Annotated in this window: 20 protein-coding genes; 6 read left to right on the plus strand and 14 right to left on the minus strand. The window is 66.1% G+C overall.

All coding sequences use genetic code 11. From position 1 onward, the window contains the following. Nucleotides 1-24 precede the first annotated feature (24 nt). Entirely contained in the window at nt 25-921 is an 897-nt protein-coding gene (locus ACO07Z_RS16470; protein ID WP_421699689.1) for a VOC family protein, read from the minus strand. Between the two features lie 287 nt (nt 922-1,208). On the opposite strand from ACO07Z_RS16470, the gene ACO07Z_RS16475 reads away from it, so the two are divergent. The 3 genes from ACO07Z_RS16475 (at nt 1,209) to ACO07Z_RS16485 (ending at nt 4,530) form a co-directional block, all read left to right on the plus strand. Beyond that, complete coding sequence (locus ACO07Z_RS16475; protein WP_244450738.1) at nt 1,209-2,501, plus strand: adenylosuccinate synthase; 1,293 nt, start codon at nt 1,209-1,211, stop codon at nt 2,499-2,501. 28 nt (nt 2,502-2,529) lie between these two features. Beyond that, the gene (locus ACO07Z_RS16480) at nt 2,530-4,080 is read left to right on the plus strand and encodes a hypothetical protein (protein ID WP_421699690.1); all 1,551 of its coding nucleotides are present in this window, start codon (nt 2,530-2,532) and stop codon (nt 4,078-4,080) included. 321 nt (nt 4,081-4,401) lie between these two features. Further along, nucleotides 4,402-4,530 (plus strand): hypothetical protein, encoded by a 129-nt coding sequence (locus tag ACO07Z_RS16485; RefSeq protein ID WP_421699691.1) that lies wholly within the window; start codon nt 4,402-4,404, stop codon nt 4,528-4,530. Between the two features lie 63 nt (nt 4,531-4,593). Here the strand turns inward: ACO07Z_RS16485 and sucD are convergent, their stop codons facing one another. The 7 genes from sucD to gcl form a co-directional block, all read right to left on the minus strand. After that, nucleotides 4,594-5,490, minus strand: a complete 897-nt coding sequence (gene sucD, locus ACO07Z_RS16490) for a succinate--CoA ligase subunit alpha (protein WP_244450740.1) — start codon at nt 5,488-5,490, stop codon at nt 4,594-4,596. Further along, nucleotides 5,490-6,689 (minus strand): ADP-forming succinate--CoA ligase subunit beta, encoded by a 1,200-nt coding sequence (gene sucC, locus ACO07Z_RS16495; protein WP_244450741.1) that lies wholly within the window; start codon nt 6,687-6,689, stop codon nt 5,490-5,492. Before sucC ends, sucD begins: the two co-directional genes overlap by 1 nt. Before the next feature lie 132 nt (nt 6,690-6,821). Continuing rightward, nucleotides 6,822-7,595 carry a fumarylacetoacetate hydrolase family protein gene (locus tag ACO07Z_RS16500; RefSeq protein WP_421699692.1) on the minus strand — a complete coding sequence of 258 codons (774 nt, stop codon included), beginning with the start codon at nt 7,593-7,595 and terminating at the stop codon, nt 6,822-6,824. Nucleotides 7,596-7,608: 13 nt separating this feature from the next. Continuing rightward, nucleotides 7,609-8,586: a 2-dehydropantoate 2-reductase gene (locus ACO07Z_RS16505; protein ID WP_244450743.1), complete on the minus strand. Its 978-nt coding sequence runs from the start codon at nt 8,584-8,586 to the stop codon at nt 7,609-7,611. A gap of 367 nt (nt 8,587-8,953) precedes the next feature. Next, entirely contained in the window at nt 8,954-9,844 is an 891-nt protein-coding gene (gene glxR, locus ACO07Z_RS16510; protein ID WP_244450744.1) for a 2-hydroxy-3-oxopropionate reductase, read from the minus strand. A gap of 49 nt (nt 9,845-9,893) precedes the next feature. Next, on the minus strand, nt 9,894-10,679 hold the full coding sequence (gene otnI, locus ACO07Z_RS16515; RefSeq protein ID WP_421699693.1) for a 2-oxo-tetronate isomerase: 786 nt from the start codon (nt 10,677-10,679) through the stop codon (nt 9,894-9,896). A gap of 183 nt (nt 10,680-10,862) precedes the next feature. After that, nucleotides 10,863-12,626 carry a glyoxylate carboligase gene (gene gcl, locus ACO07Z_RS16520; protein ID WP_421699694.1) on the minus strand — a complete coding sequence of 588 codons (1,764 nt, stop codon included), beginning with the start codon at nt 12,624-12,626 and terminating at the stop codon, nt 10,863-10,865. A 385-nt stretch (nt 12,627-13,011) separates the two neighbouring features. Between gcl and ACO07Z_RS16525 the strand changes: the two genes are divergently transcribed. Then, on the plus strand, nt 13,012-13,830 hold the full coding sequence (locus ACO07Z_RS16525) for an IclR family transcriptional regulator (protein WP_371347518.1): 819 nt from the start codon (nt 13,012-13,014) through the stop codon (nt 13,828-13,830). A 472-nt stretch (nt 13,831-14,302) separates the two neighbouring features. On the opposite strand, the gene frc (ACO07Z_RS16530) is transcribed toward ACO07Z_RS16525, so the two are convergent. The 6 genes from frc (ACO07Z_RS16530) to ACO07Z_RS16555 form a co-directional block, all read right to left on the minus strand. Then, nucleotides 14,303-15,553, minus strand: a complete 1,251-nt coding sequence (gene frc / locus ACO07Z_RS16530; protein WP_244450748.1) for a formyl-CoA transferase — start codon at nt 15,551-15,553, stop codon at nt 14,303-14,305. A gap of 328 nt (nt 15,554-15,881) precedes the next feature. After that, nucleotides 15,882-17,159 (minus strand): formyl-CoA transferase, encoded by a 1,278-nt coding sequence (gene frc / locus ACO07Z_RS16535; protein ID WP_307020865.1) that lies wholly within the window; start codon nt 17,157-17,159, stop codon nt 15,882-15,884. A gap of 103 nt (nt 17,160-17,262) precedes the next feature. Next, nucleotides 17,263-19,002, minus strand: coding sequence for an oxalyl-CoA decarboxylase (gene oxc, locus ACO07Z_RS16540; RefSeq protein WP_421699695.1), 1,740 nt, complete (start codon nt 19,000-19,002; stop codon nt 17,263-17,265). A 43-nt stretch (nt 19,003-19,045) separates the two neighbouring features. Continuing rightward, nucleotides 19,046-19,771, minus strand: a complete 726-nt coding sequence (locus ACO07Z_RS16545) for a GntR family transcriptional regulator (protein WP_244450751.1) — start codon at nt 19,769-19,771, stop codon at nt 19,046-19,048. Nucleotides 19,772-20,204: 433 nt separating this feature from the next. After that, nucleotides 20,205-20,885, minus strand: coding sequence for a GntR family transcriptional regulator (locus ACO07Z_RS16550; protein ID WP_421700834.1), 681 nt, complete (start codon nt 20,883-20,885; stop codon nt 20,205-20,207). Between the two features lie 35 nt (nt 20,886-20,920). Next, entirely contained in the window at nt 20,921-21,076 is a 156-nt protein-coding gene (locus tag ACO07Z_RS16555; protein ID WP_421699696.1) for a hypothetical protein, read from the minus strand. A gap of 358 nt (nt 21,077-21,434) precedes the next feature. Between ACO07Z_RS16555 and oxlT (ACO07Z_RS16560) the strand changes: the two genes are divergently transcribed. Both oxlT (ACO07Z_RS16560) and oxlT (ACO07Z_RS16565) read left to right on the plus strand, forming a co-directional pair. Beyond that, the gene (oxlT, locus tag ACO07Z_RS16560; protein WP_421699697.1) at nt 21,435-22,739 is read left to right on the plus strand and encodes an oxalate/formate MFS antiporter; all 1,305 of its coding nucleotides are present in this window, start codon (nt 21,435-21,437) and stop codon (nt 22,737-22,739) included. Nucleotides 22,740-23,489: 750 nt separating this feature from the next. Then, nucleotides 23,490-24,722 carry an oxalate/formate MFS antiporter gene (gene oxlT, locus ACO07Z_RS16565; protein WP_421700835.1) on the plus strand — a complete coding sequence of 411 codons (1,233 nt, stop codon included), beginning with the start codon at nt 23,490-23,492 and terminating at the stop codon, nt 24,720-24,722. Nucleotides 24,723-24,765: the final 43 nt, after the last annotated feature.

Below are 24,765 nucleotides of genomic sequence, written 5' to 3' on the forward strand. Positions count from 1 at the left end.
GATGTGTCGCGCGGCGGGCCGGGCTCAGCCGGCGGGGCGGATCACGGCCCGCGTGCCCCAGGGGTCGGTGACGGCAAAGCCGTGCGGGCGCGCCGTCACCGTCTCGCCCGCCGCCGTCAGGCGTGCGCGCACGGCGTCCACGGCGGCGGCGTCGGGCAGCACGACCTCATACTCGACGAGGCCGACGCTGTTGGCGGGGGCCGCCCCGCCATTGCGGCTGTGCCAGATGTTCAGGCCGAGATGGTGGTGATAGCCGCCGGCGCTGACGAACAGCGCGCCGGGATAGCGCTCCGTCGTGATGGCGAAGCCCAGCCCATCGACATAGAAATGCCGGGCGCGCGCCAGCTCGCCGACCTGAAGATGCACATGGCCGACACGTGTGCCCGCCGGCATGGGAGCGTCGAGCGGCACGCCTTCGGGCACATCGGCGAGCAGGTTGCGCAGGTCGAGCGGGTGCGTCGCCATCTCCACCGTCGCCTTGTCCCAGCGCCAGTCGCTCTCCGGCCGGTCGCGATAGATTTCGATGCCGTTGCCGTCGGGGTCGTCGAGATAGAGCGCCTCGCTCACCAGATGGTCGGAGGCGCCGAGCCGCACGCCCTGCGCCACCAGCCGGCGCAGCACCACGGCGAGGGCGGGACGGTCCGGCACGAGCAGGGCGACATGGAACAGGCCGGTGGTGCCGGCCGGGCGCGCATGCGCGTCGGGCGCGCCGACCAGCTCGATCAGCGTCTCATGGCCGACGCCGAGGCGCAGGCTGCCATCCTCGCCCTTGCCGAGCAGCGCGAGCCCTACCGTGCCGGTGTAGAAGGCGGCCGAGCGCGCCGCGTCACGCACGCGCAGGCGCACCGCGCCAAGGCGCAGGGCGGCGGGCAGGACGGAAGCGGCGGCAGGCGACGGGGCGGCGGGGGCATGCGTGGTCATGGCGGGTCCTCGGGGGCATTCATCTCTTGCCACTAAGGTCGTGCAATACCAGACTTGCCGCAATGGCGGTTTGATTGCACCCTCGCAACACTGACTTGTTGTCACCGCCCGGTTCGGCGCGGCTGCGCGCGCTTGTGCATCGCGTTAACGACATGGCCCGCGTTCTTGCCTCTCCCGGTGTCATCCCTTAAGACGAAGCAGCCCCGGTCGGACGTTCGCCGGGGCTTTGTCTGTGCGCGGGCACGGCACGCCGCCGCACCCCGCCTCGCAATGCAGGAGCGTGGCTCGTGGCGAATGTGGTCGTCGTCGGTTCCCAGTGGGGCGACGAGGGTAAGGGCAAGATTGTCGATTGGCTGAGCGAGCAGGCGGACGTGGTCGTCCGCTTCCAGGGCGGCCACAATGCCGGGCACACGCTCGTCGTTGGCGACAAGACCTACAAATTGTCGCTGCTGCCGTCCGGTCTGGTGCGTGGCGCCCGGCTGTCGATCATCGGCAATGGCGTTGTGCTCGACCCGTGGGCGCTGGTGGACGAAATCACCCGCATCACTGGCCAGGGCGTCGAAGTGACCCCCGAGCGCCTGCGCGTTGCGGAGAATGTCGCACTGATCCTGCCGCTGCACCGCGAGCTGGACGCGATTCGCGAAAACGCCTCCGCCGGCACCAAGATCGGCACCACCAAGCGCGGCATCGGCCCGGCCTATGAGGACAAGGTGGGCCGGCGCGCCATCCGCCTGATCGACCTCGCCTCGCCGGAGACGCTGGCCGGCAAGATCGACCGGCTGCTGGCGCACCACAACGCGCTGCGGCGCGGCCTCGGCATCGAGGAAGTGGACGCCGCCCGTCTTGCCGCCGAACTCGCCGAGATCGCCCCCAAGGTGCTGCCCTATATGGACCGCGCCTGGGCGTTGCTGGACGATGAGCGCCGGCGCGGCGCCAAGATCCTGTTCGAGGGCGCGCAGGGCGCGCTGCTCGATGTCGACCACGGCACCTATCCGTTTGTCACCTCCTCCAACACGGTGGCGGCGCAGGCGGCGACGGGCTCCGGCCTCGGACCGGGCGCCATCGGCTATGTGCTCGGCATCACCAAGGCCTACACCACCCGCGTCGGCGAAGGCCCGTTCCCGACCGAACTGCACGACGACACCGGCCGCCGTATCGGCGAGCGCGGCCATGAATTCGGCACCGTCACCGGCCGTCCGCGCCGCTGCGGCTGGTTCGACGCCGCGCTGGTGCGCCAGACCGTGCGCACCTCGGGCATTAACGGCATCGCGCTGACCAAGCTCGACGTGCTCGACGGCTTCGACGAGCTGAAGATCTGCACGCGCTACCGCCTCGACGGGCAGGAGATCGACTATTTCCCCGCCGGGCAGGACGCCCAGGCGCGGGTCGAGCCGGTCTATGTCACCATCGAGGGCTGGAGCGAATCGACCGCGGGCGCCCGTTCCTGGGCCGACCTGCCGGCCGAGGCGGTGAAGTATGTGCGCCTCATCGAGGAACTGATCGGCTGCCCGGTGGCTTTGCTGTCCACCAGCCCCGAGCGCGATGATACGATCCTGGTGCAGAACCCGTTTGAATCCTAGACCTTTCCTCCGGACCTGATCCTCCCCCATGGCCGACTACTACCCGCTCATCGCCCGCGCCGTTGGCGGCCTCCCCGACAAGACGGTGGAGGCGCGCAAGGCTGTCTATGAGCGGGCGCGGCGGGCGCTTCTCGCCCAGCTCACGGCCGTCGATCCGCCGCTTTCTCCGGCCGATGTCGCCCGCGAGCAGCAGGCGCTGGAGACGGCGATCGACCGGGCGGAGGCCGATTTCGGCGGAGCGGCTCCGGCCGCTCCGCCACGGGCACCGAACCCGCCCCCGGCGCCGCCACCCGCGCCGGTGAACCCGCCGGCCGTGGCGCCGGCCCCGCCTCCGCCTCCGCCTGTGACGCGGGCGCCGCTCACGGCCGCCAACCCGCCCGCACCTCCGGCGCCGCCCCCGTCGGTGTCGCCTGCCGCCTTCCCCGAAGCGGCCCCGCCGCCGCGCTGGAGCGGGCGCAGCCCGGAGCGGCCGGTGGAGCGGATGCCGGAGGTCGGCACGGGCTTTCACCCCAGCGAAGCGGAAGCCGTGGCCGCCGGGCTGGAGCCGCCGCGCAGCGCTGGCCGCCCGTCCGACTGGCGCAGCGAGGCCGCCCGGCTGGTGCGCGAACGCGAGGCCGGCGAGGCCGCCCAGGAGAGCGCCCGCGAGGGGGCACGGGCCAGCGGCGAAGCGCTGCCTGACGCGGCGGATGCCGGCGAGGAGCCGCCTGCCGCCGAGGCGCCCGTCGCCAAGAGCGGGCGCAGCCGGCTCATCGCCATCGGTCTTTTCGTGCTGCTGCTGATCGCCGGCGGCGTCGTCGGCTATACCCAGCGCGCGACCATCGTCGCGCTTCTGCATGGCGGCAGCGCCGGCACCTCCGCGCCCTCCACGCAGGCGCCGGCCACCCCGACCCGCGCCGATGCGCCGAAGTCCACGGATCGCATTACCCAGGCGAGCGGCGAGCCTGTCTCCGCGCCGGCCAGCGCGCCGCAGGCGCCGGGCCGCGCCGATGCGGGGCAGAGCAGCGACCAGCGCGCCGTGCTGTTCGAGGAAAGCCCTGGCGGCGGCGAGCAGGGGCTGCAGCAATATGTCGGCACGGTGGAGTGGAGCACCGAGCAGGCCAGCGCCAGCGCCGGCCAGCCCGCCGATCTCGGCGTGCGGGCGGAGATTTCCATCCCGGCGCGCAATTTCAGCGCCACGCTGACCTTCCGCCGCAACCAAGACCCGTCGATCCCGGCCTCGCATATCGTCGAGGTGCAGTTCAAGCTGCCGCCCGGCTTCGATCTCGGCAATATTTCCAGCGTGCCGGGCGTGCGCGCCAAGGCCTCGGAAGGGGCGCAGGGGGCGCCGCTGGTCGGCCTCGCCGTGCGGGTGGCGCCGAACTACTTCCTGATCGGCCTGTCCTCGCTGCCGGCGGATGTGCAGCGCAATCTCGGCTTTATCATCACCCGCAACTGGCTCGACCTGCCGCTGGTGTTCGAGAACGGCCGCCGCGCCATTCTCGTGCTCGACAAGGGCGGGGCCGGACAGGCGGCGTTCCGCGACGCCTATACGGCGTGGGGGCTCGCCCCGCCGCCGCCGGCGCAGCAGAACCAGAACTAGATATTTCACGTTTCACGGAAACCGTGAAATGATCTAAATCTTTGTTCTGTCGCGTTTTCTTCACGCGAATCGGTGTCCACTTCGCTTGAAAACGCTCTAGAACCGACGCCCCGCTTTCGGCGGCTGAACGACCAGGGGAAGCCGGGGGAAACCTCGCGCTTCCCTTTTTCGTTGCGTTTCCCTCTCGGCGCCGCCGGAAGCCGTTTCCGGTGGGTCAATGTCATGCGTCTGGCGCAAGGGCGGTATCTGGTATGTGGTATGCCACGAACCGATGGTCTCCGGTATTGTGCGTCGCAACACAGACGCGATCGGAGTCGGCGCATGTTCCAGTCGATCTACCCCCTCCTGCCGCTGCTCATTCTCGGCCATGCGTGGATGACGATCATGATCGTCGAACTGCTCGGCGAGGAGGAGACGGCGGGAATGGCGCCGGAATGCTACCCGGCGTGACATGAAAAAACCCCGCGGCGGCGCCGCGGGGTTTGTCTTTTTCAGGTGCGGGCTCCGTGCCGATCAGGCGGCGACGCGGCCCTTGAGCACCTCGACCAGCGTCTTGCCGAGCCGCGCGGGGGAGGGGGAGACCACGATGCCGGCCTCTTCCATCGCCGCGATCTTGTCCTCGGCGCCGCCCTTGCCGCCGGAGATGATGGCGCCGGCATGGCCCATGCGGCGACCGGGAGGGGCGGTGCGACCGGCGATGAAGCCGACCATCGGCTTCTTGCGGCCGCGCTTGGCCTCGTCCTTGAGGAACTGCGCCGCTTCTTCTTCCGCCGAGCCGCCGATCTCGCCGATCATGACGATAGATTCGGTGGCGTCGTCGGCCAGGAACAGCTCCAGCACGTCGATGAACTCGGTGCCCTTCACCGGGTCGCCGCCAATGCCGACGGCGGTGGTCTGGCCGAGGCCTTCCTGCGAGGTCTGGAACACCGCCTCATAGGTCAGCGTGCCGGAGCGCGAGACGACGCCGACCGAGCCCTTCTTGAAGATGTTGGCCGGCATGATGCCGATCTTGCACTCGCCGGCGGTGACGATGCCGGGGCAGTTGGGGCCGACGAGGCGGGACTTGGAACCGTCCAGCGCGCGGCGCACCTTCACCATGTCGAGCACCGGAATGCCTTCGGTGATGCAGACGATGAGCGGGATTTCCGCCGCGATCGCCTCGCAGATAGCGTCGGCCGCGCCCGGAGGCGGCACATAGATGACCGAGGCGTCGGCACCGGTCTTCTCGCGCGCCTCGGCGACGGTGTCGAACACCGGCAGGCCGAGATGGGTGGAGCCGCCCTTGCCCGGCGAGGTGCCGCCGACCACCTGCGAGCCATAGGCCAGCGCCTGCTCGGAGTGGAAGGTGCCGTTCTTGCCGGTGAAGCCCTGGGTGATGATCTTGGTGTTCTTGTTGATGAGGACCGACATCACACAGTCTCCTTCACGGCCTTGACGATCTTCTGCGCGGCATCGTCGAGATCGTCGGCGGGGATGACGTTCAGGCCGCTGTCACGGATGATCTGCTTGCCTTCCTCGACATTGGTGCCTTCGAGGCGCACGACCAGCGGAACCTTGAGCCCGACCGCCTTCACGGCGGCGATGACGCCGCGCGCGATGACATCGCACTTCATGATGCCGCCGAAGATGTTGACGAGGATGCCCTTCACGCTCGGATCGGAGGTGATGATCTTGAACGCCGCCGTCACCTTCTCTTCCGTGGCGCCGCCGCCGACATCGAGGAAGTTGGCCGGGCTTTCGCCATAGAGCTTGATGATGTCGAGCGTCGCCATGGCGAGGCCCGCGCCGTTGACCATGCAGCCGATCGTGCCGTCGAGCGCGATATAGGCGAGGTCGTATTTCGAGGCCTCGATTTCCTTGGCGTCTTCCTCGGTCTCGTCGCGCAGCGCCACCACATCGGCGTGGCGGTAGAGCGAGTTGGAGTCGAAGGAGATCTTGGCGTCGAGGCACTTCAGCTTGCCGTCCTTGGTGACGACCAGCGGGTTGATCTCGAGCATCGCCATGTCCTTGCCGACGAAGGCGGCGTAGAGCTTGGCGACGAGGTCGCCGGCCTGCTTGGCGAGATCGCCGGTGAGGCCGAGCGCCTGCGCGACGGTGCGCCCGTGATGGGGCATCACGCCGGTGGCGGGGTCGACGGAGAAGGTGTGGATCTTCTCAGGGGTGGAGTGGGCGACTTCCTCGATGTCCATGCCGCCTTCGGTGGACACGACGAAGGCAATGCGCGAGGTGGCGCGGTCGACGAGGGCGGAGAGGTAGAACTCCTTGTCGATGTCGGAGCCTTCCTCGATATAGACGCGGTTGACCTGCTTGCCGGCCGGGCCGGTCTGGATCGTCACCAGCGTCTTGCCGAGAATCTGCTTGGCATTGGCGGCCGCTTCCTCGGCGGATTTGACGACGCGCACGCCGCCCTTCTCGCCCGCATCGGCTTCCTTGAACTTGCCCTTGCCGCGCCCGCCGGCGTGGATCTGGCTCTTTACCACCCAGACGGGGCCGGCGACCTTGGCCGCGGCGGCTTCCGCTTCAGCGGCGTCGAGAATGGCAACGCCATTCGGCACCGGGACCCCGTATTCGCGGAGCACCCCCTTGGCCTGATACTCATGGATGTTCATTAATTCCGCTCCTCCACAACCGGCGGGTCGGGAGAGCCGCCCCGGCCCTCCCGTCGATTGGCGTATCCTATTTCCCTATAGGCGCACACGCGCCAAGACGCTACTGCGCCGAAACGCAGACACCCTATGCCGCTACTGCACGAAGGTGTTGCTCAGCGTCCCGATGCCCTCGATCACGATTTCCACCGTGTTGCTCGGGGCCTTCATCACACCGACGCCGACCGACGTGCCACAGCAGATGACGTCGCCGGGGTTCAGTGTCATATCGTGCGAAATGCGGCTCACCAGCTGGCGGGCCGAGAATACCATGTCGCTGATCGGGTAGTTCTGGCGCTCGTCGCCATTGAGCACCGTGCGCACGACGAGGCTGGCGGGATCGACATCGGTCGCCACCACCGGCCCGAACGGGCCGAAGCCGTCGAAGCTCTTGGCCCGCACCCATTGGGCGAAGGTGGCGTCCTTGTTGATGATGTCGGCCGCGGTGATGTCGTTCACGCAGGTATAGCCGAAGATGTAGCCGTCGGCCTCCTCTTCGGACACGGCGGTGGCCTTCTTGCCGATGACGATGCCGAGCTCGCCCTCATAGACGACCTTGCCGTCATAGGAGGCCGGCCGGTGCACGGTGGCGCCGGGGCTGGTGAGGCAGGAACCGGCTTTGAGCAGGTAAAGCGGATCGGCCGGAACCGGCGAATTGATCTTGGCCGCGAGGGCGTGGAAATTGTTCCACAGCGCGATGACCTTGGTCGGCTCCGTCGGGGCGAGGAGGTCGACCTCGGAGAGCGCGATGCGCTCTCCGGTCGGCGTGGCGCCGGCGAACATGTCGCCGCTGTGAACCGCGATGGTGTCGCCCTCGAGCGTGCCGAAGCCGGCCGCGCCCGAGCGCTGGTAACGAACCCAGTGTGCCATTGTCTCGCCGAACTCAGTTGTAGCAGCCGGCGATCTGCGCGCGCTGGCGGACCAGCGAGAGCACAACGTCGATGGTCGGGGTCGGGATGCCGGCGAGGCGGCCCATTTCCTGGACGACGGTGACGAGCGCGTCGATTTCCATGGCGCGGGAGCGTTCGAGATCCTGCAGCATGGAGGTCTTGTGCGCGCCGACGGCACCGGCGCCGTCAATGCGCCGCTCGACGCCGACGCGGAAATTGACGCCCGACTGAACGGCGATTTCCTGCGCTTCCAGCATCATCGCCTTGGCGACGGCGCGGGTGCCGGGATCGGAGGCGATCACGTCCAGCGTCGCATGGGTGAGGGCGCTGATCGGGTTGAAGCAGAGATTGCCCCACAGCTTCAGCCACAGCTCGTCGCGGATGTTGGGCAGGACCGGCGCGCGCATGCCGCCGGCGGCGAAGGCTTCCGAGAGCTTGGTGGCGCGGTCGGTGATCTCGCCGGAGGGCTCGCCGAGCGGGAACTTGTCGCCATAGACGTGCTTGATGACGCCCGGCTCGACCACTTCGGTCGCGGGATAGACGATGCAGCCAATGGCGCGCTCGGGGCGCAGGCCGTTCCACTGCTTGCCGCCGGGATCGACGCTTTCCAGCGTCTTACCTTCGAGCTGGTCGCCATGCTTGTAGTAGTACCAGTAGGGCACGCCGTTGACGGCGGTGACCACGGCGGTGTCGTTGCCGAGCAGCGGCTGCATGGCGTCAACGACGCCCGGCACCGAATGGGCCTTGAGCGCGACGATGACATAGTCCTGCGGGCCGAGTTCGGCCGGGTTGTCGGAGCAGGGAATGTGCTCGACACGCTCTTCGCCGTCGATGAGCAGCTTGAGGCCGTTCTTCTTCATGGCCTCGAGATGGGCGCCACGGGCAACGAGGCTGACATCGACGCCCGCCCGCTTGAGCTGGACGCCAACATAACCGCCGATCGCGCCGGCACCATAGATGCAGACCTTCATGGGACTCCCTCCTATGTCCAGGCTGCCCCCGCGGCGCCCGGACTTGTTTGGTATTTTGTATGCCATGATTAGGTGCAATGAGCCCCTAGTCAAGAGCGAAGGCACGGGCGTGATAAAACGTCGCGCATGTTTAGCCGCTTCGCTTATCCTGGCGGGGCGTGTTTGCGACGTGTCGCTTAAGTTACTTCGCGAAGGACCGGCTTGTCCACGGTGTATAGGCCAGAACAATTGTCTGAATGAATACGCAAAAGACGTCGCGGGGCGTCGGATTTCACTAGCGGGACAGCAATGCTTACTTTTCTCGTCAGAAACAGTTCGGGGGCGCCAAGCGCCCCCGAAGGTCGTTTTGAATTATGAATGCAGATGCTCAGGCGTCCGGCGCGACCGTGTGGTTCGCCATCAGTTCCAGCGCCTTGACGAGGGCCGAGTGGTCCCACGCCGAGCCGCCATTGGCGGCGCAGGTGCTGAACAGCTGCTGCGCCAGCGCGGTGGAGGGCAGGGCCATCTGCATCTGACGCGCGCCGTTGAGGGCGAGGTTCAGGTCCTTCTGGTGCAGCTCGATGCGGAAGCCCGGATTGAAGGTGCGCTTGATCATGCGCTCGCCATGGACTTCCAGAATGCGCGAATTGGCGAAGCCGCCCATCAGCGCCTGGCGCACCTTGGCCGGGTCCGCACCCGCCTTGGAGGCGAAGAGCAGCGCCTCGCCGACGGCGAGGATGTTCAGCGCGACGATGATCTGGTTGGCCACCTTGGTGGTCTGGCCGTCGCCATTGCCGCCGACGAGGGTGATGTTCTTGCCCATCTTCTCGAAGAGCGGCTTCACCGTCTCGAACGCCTTCTCCGGGCCACCGACCATGATGGTGAGCGACGCCGCCTTGGCGCCCACTTCGCCGCCCGAGACCGGGGCGTCGAGATAGTCGCAGCCGAGCTCGTTGATCTTCTTGGCGAACTCCTTGGTCTCGACCGGGGCGATCGAGGACATGTCGACCACGATCTTGCCCGGGGTGAGGCCGGCGGCGATGCCGTTCTCGCCGAACAGGGCGGCGTTCACATGCGGGGTGTCCGGCACCATGGTGATGATGATGTCGGCGTTCTTGGCGACTTCGGTGCCGCTGGCGCAGGCCACGCCGCCCTTGCCGGTCAGCTCGGCCGGAACCGGCTTGACGTCGTAGAGATAGAGCGTGTGGCCGGCGTCGATGAGATGACCGGCCATGGGCGCGCCCATGATGCCGAGACCGACAAATCCAACATTCGCCATCGTCTTATCCTCGTTTTCCCAGACGTTTCGTTTCTTGATCGACGCAGCCTCACGCCGCGCCGGTGAGTTCCTTCAGCCAGCCGAGGCCAGCGGCCGTTTCGCCCTTCGGCTTGTATTCGCAGCCGACCCAGCCCTCGTAGCCGATGGCGTCGAGATGGCGGAACAGGAAGGGGTAGTTGATCTCGCCGGTGCCGGGCTCGTTGCGGCCGGGATTGTCGGCAAGCTGGATATGCGCGATCTGGGACAGGTTCGCCTCGATGGTGCGGGCGAGATCCCCTTCCATGATCTGCATGTGGTAGATGTCGTACTGGATGAAGAGGTTGTCGGAGCCGACCTCTTCGATGATCGCCTTCGCCTGCTTGGTGTAGTTCAGGAAGAAGCCGGGAATGTCGCGGGTGTTGATCGGCTCGATCAGCAGCTTGAGACCGGCTTCCTTGATCTTGGGCGCGGCGAACTTCAGATTGTTGACGAAGGTGTTGTGCAGCAGCTCGCGGTCGGCGCCCGCCGGGGCGATGCCGGCGAGGATGTTGACCTGCGGGCAGCCGAGCGCCGTGGCGTAGGAGATCGCCTTGTCGACGCCGGCGCGGAACTCGTCCACGCGCTCGGGCAGGATGGCGATGCCGCGCTCACCCGCGCCCCAATTGCCGGCGGGGAGATTGTGCAGCACCTGCTTCAGATTGTTGGCCTTCAGCTTGGCGACCAGTTCCTCGACCGCGAAGTCATAGGGGAACAGGTATTCGACGCCGGTGAAGCCGGCGGCGGCGGCCTTCTCGAAACGATCGAGGAAGGGCACCTCGTTGAACAGCATGGTGAGATTGGCGGCAAAACGGGGCATGGACCGCTCCTAGGGCATTTCGAAGATGGACGGGCTCCCTCTCCCCGGCGGGGAGAGGGGTGGGGTGAGGGGGCTAGCGCTGGAGGAGGCTTATCCCCTCACCCGCCGCTGCGCGGCGACCTCTCCCCAACGGGGAGAGGAAAGTAAAGGCTAATCGGCTCGCGTATCAGCGCGAAAACACCTTCACGCCTTGGCCGCGTCTTCCAGCGGCAGGTCGAGCACTTCCTCGAACTCGTTCACCGCGTCGATCTCGGTGCCCATGGCGATGTTGGTGACGCGCTCGAGGATGAACTCCATCACGACCGGCACCTGGTGCTCCTTCATCAGCGCCTTGGCCTTGACGAAGGCGTCCTTGAACTCGTTCGGCGAGGAGACGCGCACCGCCTTGCAGCCGAGGCCTTCGGCGACCGCCACGTGATCGACGCCATAGCCGGCATTCTCGTCGGCATTGATGTTGTCGAAGGCGAGCGAGACCTCGAAGTCCATGTTGAAGCCGCGCTGCGCCTGACGGATCAGCCCGAGATAGGAGTTGTTCACCACCACATGGATGTAGGGCAGCTTGTGCTGGGCGCCCACCGCCAGTTCCTCGATGAGGAACTGGAAGTCATAGTCGCCGGAGAGCGCGACGATCTCCGCATCCGGGTCCGCCGCGCGCACGCCGAGCGCCGCCGGCAGGGTCCAGCCGAGCGGGCCGGCCTGGCCGCAATTGATCCAGTTGCGCGGCTTGTAGACGTGCAGCATCTGCGCGCCGGCGATCTGGCTGAGGCCGATGGTGGAGACGTAGCGCGTGTCGCGGCCGAACGCCTCGTTCATCTCTTCATAGACGCGCTGCGGCTTCAGCGGCACGTTGTCGAAATGCGTCTTGCGCAGCATGGTCTTCTTGCGGTCGAGGCATTCCTTGGCCCAGCCGGAGCGGTCCTTCAGCTTGCCGGCGGCCTTGTATTCCTTCGCCACCTCGATGAAGAGATCGAGCGCCGCGCCGGCATCGGAGACGATGCCGAGATCCGGGCCGAACACGCGGCCGATCTGGGTCGGCTCGATGTCGACGTGAATGAACTTGCGGCCCTTGGTGTAGACATCGACCGAGCCGGTGTGGCGGTTCGCCCAGCGATTGCCGATGCCGAACACGAAGTCCGAGGCCAGCATGTTGGCATTGCCGTAGCGGTGCGAGGTCTGCAGGCCGCACATGCCGGCCATCAGGTCGTGATCGTCGGGGATGGTGCCCCAGCCCATCAAGGTCGGGATCACGGGCACGCCGGTCAGCTCGGCGAACTCGACCAGCTTGTCGGAAGCGTCCGCATTGATGATGCCGCCGCCGGAGACGATGAGCGGGCGCTCGGCCTCGTTCAGCATGGCGATGGCCTTCTCGGCCTGCTTGCGCGTCGCCTTGGGCTTGTAGACCTCGAGCGGGGCGTAGGTCTCCTCGTCGAACTCGATCTCGGCCAGCTGCACGTCGATCGGCAGGTCGATCAGCACCGGGCCGGGACGGCCGGAGCGCATGACGTGGAAGGCTTGCTGGAACACCATCGGCACCAGCGCCGGCTCGCGCACCATGACCGCCCACTTGGCGACCGGCTTGGCGATGGATTCGATGTCCACCGCCTGGAAGTCTTCCTTGTAGAGGCGGGCGCGCGGGGCCTGGCCGGTGATGCACAGGATCGGGATCGAATCGGCGGAGGCCGAATAGAGGCCGGTGATCATGTCGGTGCCGGCCGGGCCGGACGTGCCGATACACACGCCGATATTGCCGGCCTTGGCGCGGGTATAGCCTTCGGCCATGTGCGAGGCGGCCTCGACATGGCGGGCGAGCACGTGGCGCGTCTGGCCATAGGCGCGCATCGCGGAATAGAGCGGATTGATCGCGGCACCGGGAACGCCGAAGGCGGTGGTGACGCCTTCCATTGCGAGAATCCGGATCGCCGCATCGACGGCACGCATCTTGGCCATGGCACTTCCTCCTCGCGTCGCAGGTCCGGCGGGGGCTCGCCCCTTTCAAGGGGCTGGCGGCGCCCGGCACCGGCCTGGTCGACCTGTTCAAAACACTTGTCCGGCACCGCACGGCGCCGCCGTGCGCGGGGGTCGCGGAACCCGGGCGCATGCTGCGGGGCGGTATCATTCTTTCCGCACTGCGGAATGAATTTCCGAAATCGCGGAAAACATGCCACGCCGGCGCTATTTCCGCAATACGGGATATATTTCTGGTTTGCGAAAAATGTGAGGATGCGCCTTTATGCGGGGAGGCGGCCCCGCCGGCCGATGGCATAGGCTGTGCGGCGTAGGCGGCGGGGCCGGGCGGTGCGATGGTGTGCTCCCTTTCGGAGGTGATCTGCGGATGAATCAGGATGTTCCGACCGTGCGCCGCCGCGGCCGCCCTTCCTCCGCGACCGGAACCGAGGGCGGCGGCGAGGTGCAGTCGCTCGACCGCGCCATCGCGCTCTTGGAAGTGCTGGCGCTGTCCGACGGCCTGACGCTGAGCGAGGTGGCGCGGGCCGCCGAACTGCCGACCTCCACCGTGCACCGCCTGCTCACCACGCTGGAACGGCGCGGCCTTGTCGGCCATGACGCGGCGACCGGGCTGTGGATGGTCGGCATCGGCCTGTTCCGCGTCGGCTCGGCCTATCTGCGCATCCGCAAGCTGCCGGAGATCGCCCGCGCGCTGCTGCGCGAGCTCTCGCACGGGGTGAACGAGACGGTGAACCTGTCGCTGATCGAGGGGCCGCATCTCGTCTGCGTCGCGCAGGTGGAAAGCCATGCCGCGGTGCGCGCCTTCTTCCGCATTGGCGGCGATCTGCCGATTCACGCCTCCGGCGGCGGCAAGGCCATTCTCTCCGCCATGAACCCGGAGGCACGGCGCGCCTGGCTCGGCGGCGACCAGCTGCAGCGCTTCACCGAGCACACCCATATCAGCCGGCGCGCTTTGCAGGCGGACCTTGCCGAGATCGCCGAGCGCGGCTTTTCCATCGACGATGAGGAGCATACGCCCGGCATGCGCTGCGTGGCGGCGGCGGTGCTGGACGAATGGCGCGAGCCGGTGGGGGCGATCTCGATCTCCGCGCCGACCGTGCGGATGCCGCCCGAGCGCATCGCCGATCTCGGCGCCCGCGTGCGCGAGGCGGCGCGGCGGCTGACGACGCAGTATTCGGGGCGATAGGGTCCCGTCGCTCCGCGTCATCTCGGACGCAGGCGCAGCCTACGAGCCGGGATCGTGCGCAACGCGAGCCCTCCTTTTGCAGGCTGTCGGATTGAGCTTGACGGTCCTTCCGGGATGACGACCTGAGGCCCATCCTGCAACGGCCCTCATGGCCGGGCTTGACCCGGCCATCCCGCTACAGGCGAGCGCCTTCGGCGGGAGGCGGGATCCCCGGGTCAAGCCCGGGGATGAGGTTCTATCAGGCGGTCCCCGCCGCTATCCCATCCGCCAAAAAAAAGCCGGCGCTCATCGCGCCGGCGTTAGTCGCCTAGGAGGAACCGAACGTTGGGTGAACCCTTCGTCCTGCTCCGGGAGGCTCGTGGGCTAATCCCTCACCGCCACATCTGCCGCGCGGCGTGAGAGGGAAGGCCGATAGGTCCCGCGCAAGGCGGGAGAGGAGCGGCGCGGGCGCCGCTCCACAGGCCAGAGGCGATCAGACCGCCTTGGCGTCGTGCATCGCGGCGATTTCTTCCTGCGAATAGCCGAGCTGGGCGAGCACTTCGTTGGTGTGCTGGCCGAGCAGCGGCGAGGCGGTGACCTCGACTTCCACGTCCGAGAACTTGATCGGCGAGCCGACGGTCAGGTACTTGCCAAGCTTGGGGTGATCGACCTCGACCACGGTGCCGCTCTTGCGCAGCGACGGGTCGTTGGCGATTTCCTTCATCGACAGCACCGGGGCGCAGGGGATGTCGAACTTGCGCAGGATGTCGATGGCCTCGAACTTCGTCTTGTCGGCGAGCCAGGACTCGATGAAGGCGAAGATGTCGAAGATCTTGTCCTGACGGGCTTCGGCGGTGTTGTAGGCCGGATCGTCAATCCACTCCGGCTTGCCCAGCGCCTTGCAGATCGGCGCCCAGGCATGGCCCTGAATGGTGAAGTAGATATAGGCGTTCGGGTCGGTCTCCCAGCCCTTGCACTTCAGCACCCAGCCCGGCTGGCCGCCGCCGCCGGCATTGCCGCCGCGCGGAACGACATCCGAGAACTCGCCATGCGGGTACTGCGGATACTCTTCGAGATAGCCCAGCGCGTCGAGGCGCTGCTGGTCGCGCAGCTTGACGCGGCAGAGGTTGAGCACCGAATCCTGCATCGACACGGCGACCTTCTGGCCCTTGCCGGTCTTCACCTTCTGGTGCAGCGCGGTCAGGATGCCGATGGCGAGGTGCATGCCGGTGTTGGAGTCGCCGAGAGCGGCGGCCGACACGGTCGGGGGGCCATCCCAGAAGCCGGTGGTGGAGGCGGCACCGCCCGCGCACTGCGCGACGTTCTCGTAGACCTTCAGGTCCTCATAGGCGTGGCCTTCCGAGAAGCCCTTCACCGAGGCGAGGATCATGCCCGGGTTGAGCGACTGGATGTGCTCCCAGGTGAAACCCATGCGGTCGAGCGCGCCGGGGCCGAAATTCTCGACCATCACGTCCGACTCCTTGATCAGCTTGGTCAGGACTTCCTTGCCCTGCGCCGTCTTGGTGTCGAGAGTGAGCGAACGCTTGTTGGAGTTCAGCATGGTGAAGTACAGCGCGTCGGCGTCCTTGACATGACGCAGCTGCGAGCGCGTGACATCGCCCGCGCCGGGGCGCTCGACCTTGATCACGTCGGCGCCGAACCAGGCAAGAAGCTGCGTGCAGGCCGGACCGGCCTGAACGTGCGTGAAATCGATGATCTTAATACCTTCGAGGGGCTTAGACATTGTAGTCGACTTCCCTTTTCGCGTTAACAGTCCGGACGGAGGCTCACCCTGCCGCCGGATTGAGGCCTCCATCCCGCGGATGGAAGGCTTTCGTCTCCCCATGCTCCCCGGCGCTGTTCAGCGCCGGCGGGCATCTCCCAGGGGGTGATCGACTTCGGAACGATTCACGACTTCTTTTCGTCCACCCTGGCCTCACATCCCGCCGGGCCGCGCCTTGGGCGCACGTCCGGCGGAACGTCTCGTTGCGGACATGCCGCGGTCGCCCGCGCCATGCCCGTATCGTCACGCGACGCCTCCCGCCGCCGGGAGGCGCGTCAGGCGCGCAAGATCACTCCGCCGCCAGCGCCACGGGGGCGCCGACCGCGCCGGAAGCCTTGATGCGCTCGATCTCGTCGCCGCCGAGGCCGAGAACCTCGGCGAGGATTTCCTCGGTGTGCTCGCCCAGCAGCGGCGAACGCTCGACCGCGACATCATTGTCCGACAGCTTGATCGGGTTGCCGACGGTCAGGTACTTGCCGCGCGTGGGATGGTCGATCTCCACCAGCGTGCCGGTCGCGTAGAGCGACTCGTCCTCGGCGATCTCCTTCATCGAGAGCACCGGGCCGCAGGGGATATCGACCTTGTTGAGGATTTCCATCGCCTCGAACTTGGTGTGGGCCATGGTCCACGATTCGATGCGGTGGAAAATCTCGTTGAGATGCGGAAGGCGGGCCGCCGGCGTGGCGTAGTTCGGGTCGGTCTTCCACTCCGGCTCGCCGATGACGTCGCAGATCTTCCCCCAGACCGGGGCCTGGGTGATGAAATAGATGTAGGCGTTGGGATCGGTCTCCCAGCCCTTGCACTTCAGGATGCGGCCCGGCTGGCCGCCGCCGGAATCATTGCCGGCGCGGGGCACGGTGTCGCCGAAGGGGAAGCCCTCGCCGAACTGGCTGTATTCGCGCAGCGGGCCGCGATCGAGGCGCTGCTGGTCGCGCATCTTCACGCGGCAGAAATTCAGCACCGCGTCCTGCATGGCGCAGAGCACCTTCTGGCCACGGCCGGTCAGCGTGCGCTGGTAGAGCGCGGTGACGATGCCGAGGGCGAGGTGCAGGCCGGTACCGGAATCGCCGATCTGCGCGGCGGTGACGAGCGGCAGCCCGTCGCGGAAACCCGTGGTCGAAGCGGAACCGCCGGTGCACTGGGCGACGTTCTCATAGACCTTGCAGTCCTCGAACGGGCCGGGGCCGAAGCCCTTCACCGAGGCGAGGATGATGCGGGGGTTCAGCTCCTGGATGCGTTCCCAGCTGAAGCCCATGCGGTCGAGCGCGCCCGGGGCGAAATTCTCGACCATCACGTCGCAGATCTTCACCAGCTCCTCGAGGACCTTCTTGCCCTCGGGATTCTTGGTGTCGAGCGTGATGGAGCGCTTGTTGGAGTTCAGCATCGTGAAGTAGAGGCTGTCCGCATTGGGGACATCGCGCAGCTGGGCGCGGGTGACATCCCCTTCGCCCGGGCGCTCTACCTTGATCACATCGGCCCCGAACCACGCGAGAAGCTGCGTGCAGGTGGGGCCGGACTGAACATGGGTGAAATCGAGGACGCGAACGCCGTCCAATGCCTTGCCCATGGGGTTCCTCTCAAGATGACCCGGCTTTTCGCCGTTGTGTCTTTGTTACGTAGGGAATGGGACGGGTGGGGATATTGCCGCTCCCCACCCGTCCCGGTTTGACTTACTTCTTCTTCACGACGCTCTGCGGGTTCAGGCTGCCGATGTTGCCGCTTTCGCTGCCGGCCGCCGGGTCGATCACGGCGTTGATGAGGGTCGGCTTGCCGCTGTCCATCGCCTCGTCCACGGCGCGCTTGAGCTCGTCCGGGGTGGTGACGTGGACGCCGACGCCGCCGAAGGCTTCCATCATCTTGTCATAGCGCGAGTCGGCGACGAAGACGGTGGTGCCGGGATCACGGCCGGTCGGGTCGGTGTCGGTGCCGCGATAGATGCCGTTATTGTTGAAGATAACGACGCAGACCGGCAGGTTGTAGCGGCAGATCGTCTCCACCTCCATGCCGGAGAAGCCGAAGGCCGAGTCGCCCTCGACCGCCAGAACCGGCTTGCCGGTTTCCACGGCGGCGCCGATGGCGAAGCCCATGCCGATGCCCATCACGCCCCAGGTGCCGACGTCCAGGCGCTTGCGCGGCTCGTACATGTCGATGACGCCGCGGGCGAGGTCGAGCGTGTTGGCGCCTTCATTGACCAGGATCGCGTCGGGACGCTCCTTGATCACCTGCTTGAGCGCACCGAGCGCCGAGTGGAAGTCCATCGGGGTCGAGTTCTTCAGCAGGCGCTGAGACATCTTGCCGATGTTGACTTCCTTGCGGGCGTTGATCGCGCCGATCCACTCCTGCGAGGGGGCGGTCCAGCCGGACTTGATGCCCTCGTTCAGGGCCTCGATCACCGAGCCGATGTCGCCGACGAGCGGCGCCGCGATCTCGACGTTCGAATCCATTTCCTTGGGCTCGATGTCGATCTGGATGAACTTCTTCGGGGCATCGCCCCAGGTCTTGCCCTTGCCGTGCGAGAGCAGCCAGTTGAGGCGGGCGCCGACGAGGACGACCACGTCGGAATCCTTCAGCACCGTCGAACGGGCGGCGCCGGCCGAGAGCGGATGGGTGTCGGGCAGCAGGCCCTTGGCCATCGACATCGGCAGGAAGGGGATGCCGGAGGTTTCGATGAAGGAGCGGATCGCCTCGTCGGCCTGCGCGTAAGCCGCGCCCTTGCCGAGGATGACGAGCGGCTTCTTCGCCGACTTCAGCACGTCGAGCGCGCGGGTGACCGCGGCCGGGGAGGGGAGCTGCGCCGGGGCGGCGTCGATCACCTTGACCAGCGACTTGGCGCCGGCGTCGGCGTCCATCACCTGCGAGAACAGCTTGGCGGGCAGGTCGAGATACACGCCGCCGGGACGGCCGGAAACCGCCGCGCGGATGGCGCGGGCGACGCCGATGCCGATATCGGCCGCATGCAGCACGCGGAACGCGGCCTTGCAGAGCGGCTTGGCGATGGCGAGCTGGTCCATTTCCTCATAGTCGCCCTGCTGCAGGTCGACGATCTCGCGCTCTGAGGAGCCGGAGATGAGGATCATGGGGAAGCAGTTGGTGGTGGCGTTCGCCAGGGCGGTGAGGCCGTTGAGGAAGCCCGGCGCCGAGACGGTGAGGCACACGCCCGGCTTCTTGGTCAGAAAGCCGGCGATGGCGGCGGCGTTACCGGCGTTCTGCTCATGGCGGAACGAGATCACGCGGATGCCTTCGGCCTGTGCCATGCGGCCGAGGTCCGTGATCGGAATCCCGGGCACGCCGTAGATGGTGTCGATATCGTTCAGTTTGAGCGCATCGATGACCAGGTGGAAGCCGTCGGTGAGCTCCTGTTCGGTCTCGGTGGCGGCATTCACGTCAATAACCTGTGCGACTGCGGACATCCCGTATTCCCTCCCAAACGTCCTTCGGCGGGTTCATGCCGCCCTAATCTAGGTCTACGTGGTTCTCGACATGCTCAGCGAGCCGGAGCGTGTGGTCGCGCACCAAACGCTCGGCGCGGTCCGCGTCCCGCGCCTCGAGAGCAAGAATGATCTCCAGATGGTCGGAGGCCGAACGCTGCGCCCGGTCCATCTCAAAGATCGTGCGGTGGCGGATGGCCCGTACATGGAAGAACAGGTTTTCCGTCATCGCCACGAGCAGCGAAGAGCCGCTCAGCCGGATCAGCGCCTGGTGAAACGCGATATTCGCACTCGAATATTCGTCGCACCGGTCGCGCTCGATCCGCGCCAGATCGAACTTCTTGAACAACGTCCTCAGCTCGGCGATCGCCTCGTCGCTTGCGCGCTGCGTGGCAAGGCGGGCCGCCATGCTTTCCAATGCCGCCCAGGCCTCGATCATCTGGATGATCTCGGCCTTGGAGCGGCGAACCACCATAATTCCCCGCCGGGGCACGGCGCGGAGCAGGCCTTCCTGCTCCAGCATCGCGACCGCCTCGCGGATGGGCGTCCGGCTTGCGCCGAGACGCTCGGAAATGTCCCGCTCGTCGAGCAGCATCGGCTCGCTCGAGCCGTAAATATTCATGTGCGTGATAGCTTCCTTGAGAGCGGCGTAGGCCTTGCTCTTGAAGCTCTCCTTGGCCGGCAGGCGTTCGATGGTCAGACCATTCTCACCGCTTTGCCAGGGCTTGCTCTCAACGGCTTTGCTGCTCACGGAAGCGTCCTCTGCGGAAAACCCACAGTGGATTTCCGAAAAAGTGGCATACCAAATACCAACATGTCAATTCGCTTGTCCCCGCTGCGGGAACCCCTCCGGCTCCTTTTCCTCACCCGTGCCGCGCGCTTTCTCAGGTCGACCTGCCCCAGGGGAAGAATGCCGGAGCGCGCTTGCGTATGCAATATACCACGGGTGGATGCGGCTGGCGAGAGTGTCTGAACACTTTGCTGCGCTGCGCAGTCAAAAGTTCGTCGGCGGTGTTTGGGTAGGGTTATACTGCGGCTACGGTGAGGGCGGGCTAGCGCGGCGGGCGGTGCGGAAGCCCTTTCACGATCAGCGCTTTATGAGTGCGTGGCGCGCCCGCACGCCACGGCGGCGCGCCGGCCGCTCCTGCAGCGGCCAGTACCTGTGCGCCGCACCATGCCCGCTGTCAGGAGGGGAAGCGGCCGTGCTTCTCCACATGGGCGGCGAGGCCCAGCGTGTGCTCGCGCACGAGTCGTTCGGCAAGGTCGGCATCGCGGGCGACCAGCGCGGCGATGATGGCGCGGTGCTCCTGCAGCGAGCGCTCCGAGCGGTTTTCCTGCCGCACCGAGACGGCGCGGATGCCGCGAATATGGATGAACAGGTTTTCCGTCACCTCGCCGATCATGGCGCAGCCGCCGAGGCGGATGATGGTCTGGTGGAAGCGGATATTGGCGTTCGAGTACTCGTTCATGTGCTCGGCCGGCGCCTCGGCGTCGAAATCGTGGAACATGTCGCGCAGTTCCGCGAGGTCGCGATCGGTGGCGCGGGTCGCCGCCAGCCGGGCGGCCATGCTCTCCAGTGCGGCCCAGACGATGATCATGTCGATGATCTCGCGCTTGGACTTGCGCACCACGAAGATGCCGCGCCGTGGCACGGAGCGGACGAAGCCTTCCTGTTCGAGGACGGTCAGCGCCTCGCGGATGGGCGTGCGGCTGACACCGAGATCGTGCGAGAGCTGCCGCTCATCGAGCCGGATCTCGCTCTCCTGGCCATACATGTCCATCTCGGTGATGGCCTTCTTGATGGCGTCATAGGCCAGCGTGCGCAGGCTCGTATTGGCGGCGAGAGGCGCGATGTTCAGCCTCATCTGGGTGTCGGCGCTTTCCACGGGCGGTTTCCTCGTCAGTTAATCGGTATCTTGTTCTTGTTGTTGTCCGTCGCCGCGTGGCGGCGGCGCGGCCGGCTTTGGCGGCCTTCACGCGACCCTGTCCTGTCATTGGCGATTCTGTGGCGGATCAAGGCATCGTGAGCATCGTATAACACATACAGAATGTCCATGCGGGAGGCCCCTTACCGGGGCGATAGGCTGCCCGCGCCGACGGTTTCCCCGCGTTTCCGGCCAGAGCCTTCCGCAGCCGTGCCTGCCGGCGCGCGAGCGTTCTGCGCATCCAAGGCACGAGATGACGCTACGTAATAATGGGCAAGTATTCCCTATGGGAAGATGCCGCAACGTCACTCTGCGTTCTGCACATGGATTGTGTTCGTGGTATGCAAAATTTTGCATTACCCAAATTTCATAGTATGGTCGTTTCAATGGCTGATTGATGACCCGCCCGGATGGGCGTGCGTAGCGGGCATTCAATAAGAAAACAGAAAATAGTCGGTCGGTTTACGTTGGGAAACGTTCGAGGACAACATGACATCTGACGCAACGGCATCCATCAATAAAAAGCGCTGGCTGCAGCTGGTGTTCGGCGTGATCTGCATGTGCATGATCGCCAACATGCAGTATGGCTGGACCTTCTTCGTCAATCCGATGCAGGAAGCCCATGGCTGGGATCGCGCGGCGATCCAGGTGGCGTTCTCCATCTTCATCGTCACCGAAACCTGGCTCGTGCCGGTCGAGGGCTGGTTCGTCGACAAGTACGGCCCGCGCGTCGTGGTGCTGTTCGGCGGCGTGCTGTGCGGCCTTGCCTGGGTGATCAACTCCTATGCCGACACGCTGACCCTGCTCTATGTCGGCGCGGCTCTCGGCGGTATCGGCGCTGGTGCGGTGTACGGCACCTGCGTGGGCAACTCGCTGAAGTGGTTCCCGGATCGTCGCGGCCTTGCCGCCGGCATCACCGCCGCCGGCTTCGGCGCGGGCTCGGCGCTGACCGTGATTCCGATCCAGAACATGATCAAGAATCAGGGGTATGAGGCCGCCTTCTTCTATTTCGGCGTCGGCCAGGGCGTGGTGATCACGCTGCTCGCCCTCTTCCTCGCCGCGCCGAAGAAGGAGCAGATCGCCGCCTTCGCCGCCAAGGCCGTGGCTAAGCTCTCCCAGTCGGCCCGCGATTTCGCGCCGAAGGAAATGCTCTCCACCCCGCTGTTCTGGGTGATGTATGCGATGTTCGTCATGATGGCCGCCGGCGGCCTGATGGCGACCGCTCAGCTCGGCCCGATCGCCAAGGATTTCGGCATCGCCGACATCCCGGTGAGCCTGATCGGCATCACCCTGCCGGCGCTGACCTTCGCCGCCGCCATCGACCGCGTGCTCAACGGCCTGACCCGTCCGTTCTTCGGCTGGGTGTCGGATCAGATCGGCCGCGAGAACACCATGTTCGTGGCCTTCGCCATCGAGGGCGTCGGCATCTATGCGCTGAGCGTGCTCGGCCATAACCCGGTGCTGTTCGTCATCCTCACCGGCCTCGTCTTCTTCGCTTGGGGCGAGATCTACTCGCTGTTCCCGGCCATGTGCGGCGATGCCTTCGGCTCGAAGTTCGCCACCACCAATGCCGGCCTGCTCTACACCGCCAAGGGCACGGCGGCGCTGATCGTGCCGTTCACCTCCATCATCACCACCATGACCGGCAGCTGGCATGCGGTGTTCATCACCGCCGCGGCGCTCAACATCATCGCCGCCGTGATGGCGCTGGTAGTGCTGAAGCCGCTCGCCTCCGCCCATGGTCGCCGTGCGGCGGCGCAGGCGGCCGCGTCGAAGGTGGTGGCGGCCGAGTAAGCCGCCCTCTCTTTCCGTCGCCTTCATTCAGGGCCCGTCCTCGGACGGGCCCTTTTTCTTTTTCGGGGCGCCGGAAGCGGCGGCGGGCCTTCCCGTGTCGACGGCGAGATTGACAGCATTCCAATTGTAAACTGGCGGCGCGACTGGGGTGCGACGCAGGCGCTTTCGTGTCGTCGTCCGGGCATCCGTGTGGCTCCACGTGACAACGCCAAGTCACCCTTACGAAACGTTCCTGATATTCAACTTTTATCTGAATTTGAACTAACGCAGCGACGTTGCACGACAACGATGTGACATCTATTAATATCCGCCATCCAGCTAAGTGAAAGTTGTTCGGTTTCTTTAGCCTTACGGAGCGGTTGGCGAGTCATAAAAGCCAATTGGCATACATAATATTGTCGATTATGATCCTTACTCAGCGGGTCGGTTCCGCAACCCTGCGGCAGGGCGTCTCCGAGGTGTCGGAACGCGGCGTCAGGGGCGGATACCGCGCAACCTTTGAGAACGAGATGCCGCACGAGCGGCCGTCGCGGGGGCGACGCAGAAAGCGCCCCCGGGACCAACGACAAGCCGGCGCCCGGGCCCCACAGGCAACGGAGCGACCGCAACAAAAAAGCCGATCCGCGGCATTTATCGATTTGGGAGAGGAGATCGCCCTTGAATACGTCCAAGACTCTGGCGGCTGTCGGGCCGGGCCAGGATTTCTCTGAGAGCCGCCGCTGGATGCAGCTGGTCGTCGGCGTGGTCTGCATGATCGCGACCGCCAACATCCAGTACGCCTGGACCCTGTTCGTCCCCGAGATTCAGCAGACCTTCGGCTGGGAGCGCGCCTCGATCCAGGTGGCGTTCACCATCTTCGTGCTGGTGCAGACCTGGCTGGCGCCGATCGAAGGCTACTTCATCGACAAGTTCGGCCCCCGCCTGATGGTCGCGTTCGGCGCGCTCTTCATCGGCACCGCCTGGGTCATCAATTCGCAGGCCACCAGCCTGATGGGCTTCTATGTCGGCGCGGCCATTGGCGGCATCGGCGTCGGCTCCATCTACGCCACCTGCATCAACAACGCGCTGAAGTGGTTCCCGGATCGCCGCGGCCTCGCCGTCGGCCTCACCGCCGGTGGCTATGGCGCCGGCTCGGCCGCCACCATCCTGCCGATCGCGGCGATGATCGAATCCTCCGGCTTCCAGGAGACCTTCTTCTTCTTCGGCCTGCTGCAGGGCGGTCTCGCCTTCATCGCGGCGTGGTTCCTGCGTTCGCCGAAGGCGGGCGAGGTCAAGGCCTCCACCAAGCTGAACCAGAGCAGCCGCGACTACACCCTCAAGGAAGCCCTCAGCACCAAGCTGTTCTGGCTGATGCTGCTCATGTTCACCTGCGTCGTCACCGGCGGCATGATGGCCGTGGCGCAGCTCGGCGTGATCGCGCAGGACCTCGGCGTGAAGGAGTTCAAGGTCAACCTGTACTTCTTCACCATGGCCGCCCTGCCGCTCGCCCTGATGCTCGACCGCGTCATGAACGGCATTTCGCGTCCGCTGTTCGGCTGGATCTCCGACCATATCGGCCGTGAGAAGACCATGGTCATCGCCTTCTCGCTCGAAGGCATCGGCATCATCGCGCTCGGCTATTTCGGCCACAATCCGTGGGCGTTCCTCATCCTCTCCGGCGTCGTGTTCCTCGCCTGGGGTGAAGTCTACTCCCTGTTCTCGGCGCTGGCCGGCGACGCCTTCGGCACCAAGCACATCGCGAAGATCTACGGCGTGCTCTATTGCGCCAAGGGCATCGGCGCGCTGTTCGTGCCGATCGGCAACCTGCTGATGGAAGCGACCGGCACCTGGTCGACCGTGCTCTACACCGTCGCTGCCATGGACCTGTTCGCCGCCTTCCTGGCGATCACCCTGCTGCCGCGCACGCTGAAGGCGCATGTGGCGCAGTCCGCCGCGATGGGCCCTTCGGTCGACAAGACCCGCACCGTTTCGGCGCACGCCTGATCCGCTTGCGTCCCGGCCGGCCACGCCGCCCGGGACGCAACGG

Origin of the sequence: Ancylobacter sp. (assembly GCF_965229075.1) — a bacterium.
Classification (GTDB): domain Bacteria; phylum Pseudomonadota; class Alphaproteobacteria; order Rhizobiales; family Xanthobacteraceae; genus Ancylobacter.

Bases quoted from the DNA above. Each gene is read 5' to 3' on its own strand.
- ACO07Z_RS16500 (WP_421699692.1), bottom strand. From the start codon at position 7,595: ATGGCACACTGGGTTCGTTACCAGCGCTCGGGCGCGGCCGGCTTCGGC.
- ACO07Z_RS16555 (WP_421699696.1), bottom strand. From the start codon at position 21,076: ATGGACATTCTGTATGTGTTATACGATGCTCACGATGCCTTGATCCGC.
- ACO07Z_RS16480 (WP_421699690.1), top strand. From the start codon at position 2,530: ATGGCCGACTACTACCCGCTCATCGCCCGCGCCGTTGGCGGCCTCCCC.
- glxR (WP_244450744.1), bottom strand. From the start codon at position 9,844: ATGGCGAATGTTGGATTTGTCGGTCTCGGCATCATGGGCGCGCCCATG.
- ACO07Z_RS16485 (WP_421699691.1), top strand. From the start codon at position 4,402: ATGTTCCAGTCGATCTACCCCCTCCTGCCGCTGCTCATTCTCGGCCAT.
- sucC (WP_244450741.1), bottom strand. From the start codon at position 6,689: ATGAACATCCATGAGTATCAGGCCAAGGGGGTGCTCCGCGAATACGGG.
- frc (WP_244450748.1), bottom strand. From the start codon at position 15,553: ATGTCTAAGCCCCTCGAAGGTATTAAGATCATCGATTTCACGCACGTT.
- otnI (WP_421699693.1), bottom strand. From the start codon at position 10,679: ATGCCCCGTTTTGCCGCCAATCTCACCATGCTGTTCAACGAGGTGCCC.
- oxlT (WP_421700835.1), top strand. From the start codon at position 23,490: ATGATCGCGACCGCCAACATCCAGTACGCCTGGACCCTGTTCGTCCCC.
- ACO07Z_RS16525 (WP_371347518.1), top strand. From the start codon at position 13,012: ATGAATCAGGATGTTCCGACCGTGCGCCGCCGCGGCCGCCCTTCCTCC.
- sucD (WP_244450740.1), bottom strand. From the start codon at position 5,490: ATGTCGGTCCTCATCAACAAGAACACCAAGATCATCACCCAGGGCTTC.
- gcl (WP_421699694.1), bottom strand. From the start codon at position 12,626: ATGGCCAAGATGCGTGCCGTCGATGCGGCGATCCGGATTCTCGCAATG.
- frc (WP_307020865.1), bottom strand. From the start codon at position 17,159: ATGGGCAAGGCATTGGACGGCGTTCGCGTCCTCGATTTCACCCATGTT.
- ACO07Z_RS16505 (WP_244450743.1), bottom strand. From the start codon at position 8,586: ATGAAGGTCTGCATCTATGGTGCCGGCGCGATCGGCGGTTATGTTGGC.
- oxc (WP_421699695.1), bottom strand. From the start codon at position 19,002: ATGTCCGCAGTCGCACAGGTTATTGACGTGAATGCCGCCACCGAGACC.
- oxlT (WP_421699697.1), top strand. From the start codon at position 21,435: ATGACATCTGACGCAACGGCATCCATCAATAAAAAGCGCTGGCTGCAG.
- ACO07Z_RS16470 (WP_421699689.1), bottom strand. From the start codon at position 921: ATGACCACGCATGCCCCCGCCGCCCCGTCGCCTGCCGCCGCTTCCGTC.
- ACO07Z_RS16550 (WP_421700834.1), bottom strand. From the start codon at position 20,885: ATGAGGCTGAACATCGCGCCTCTCGCCGCCAATACGAGCCTGCGCACG.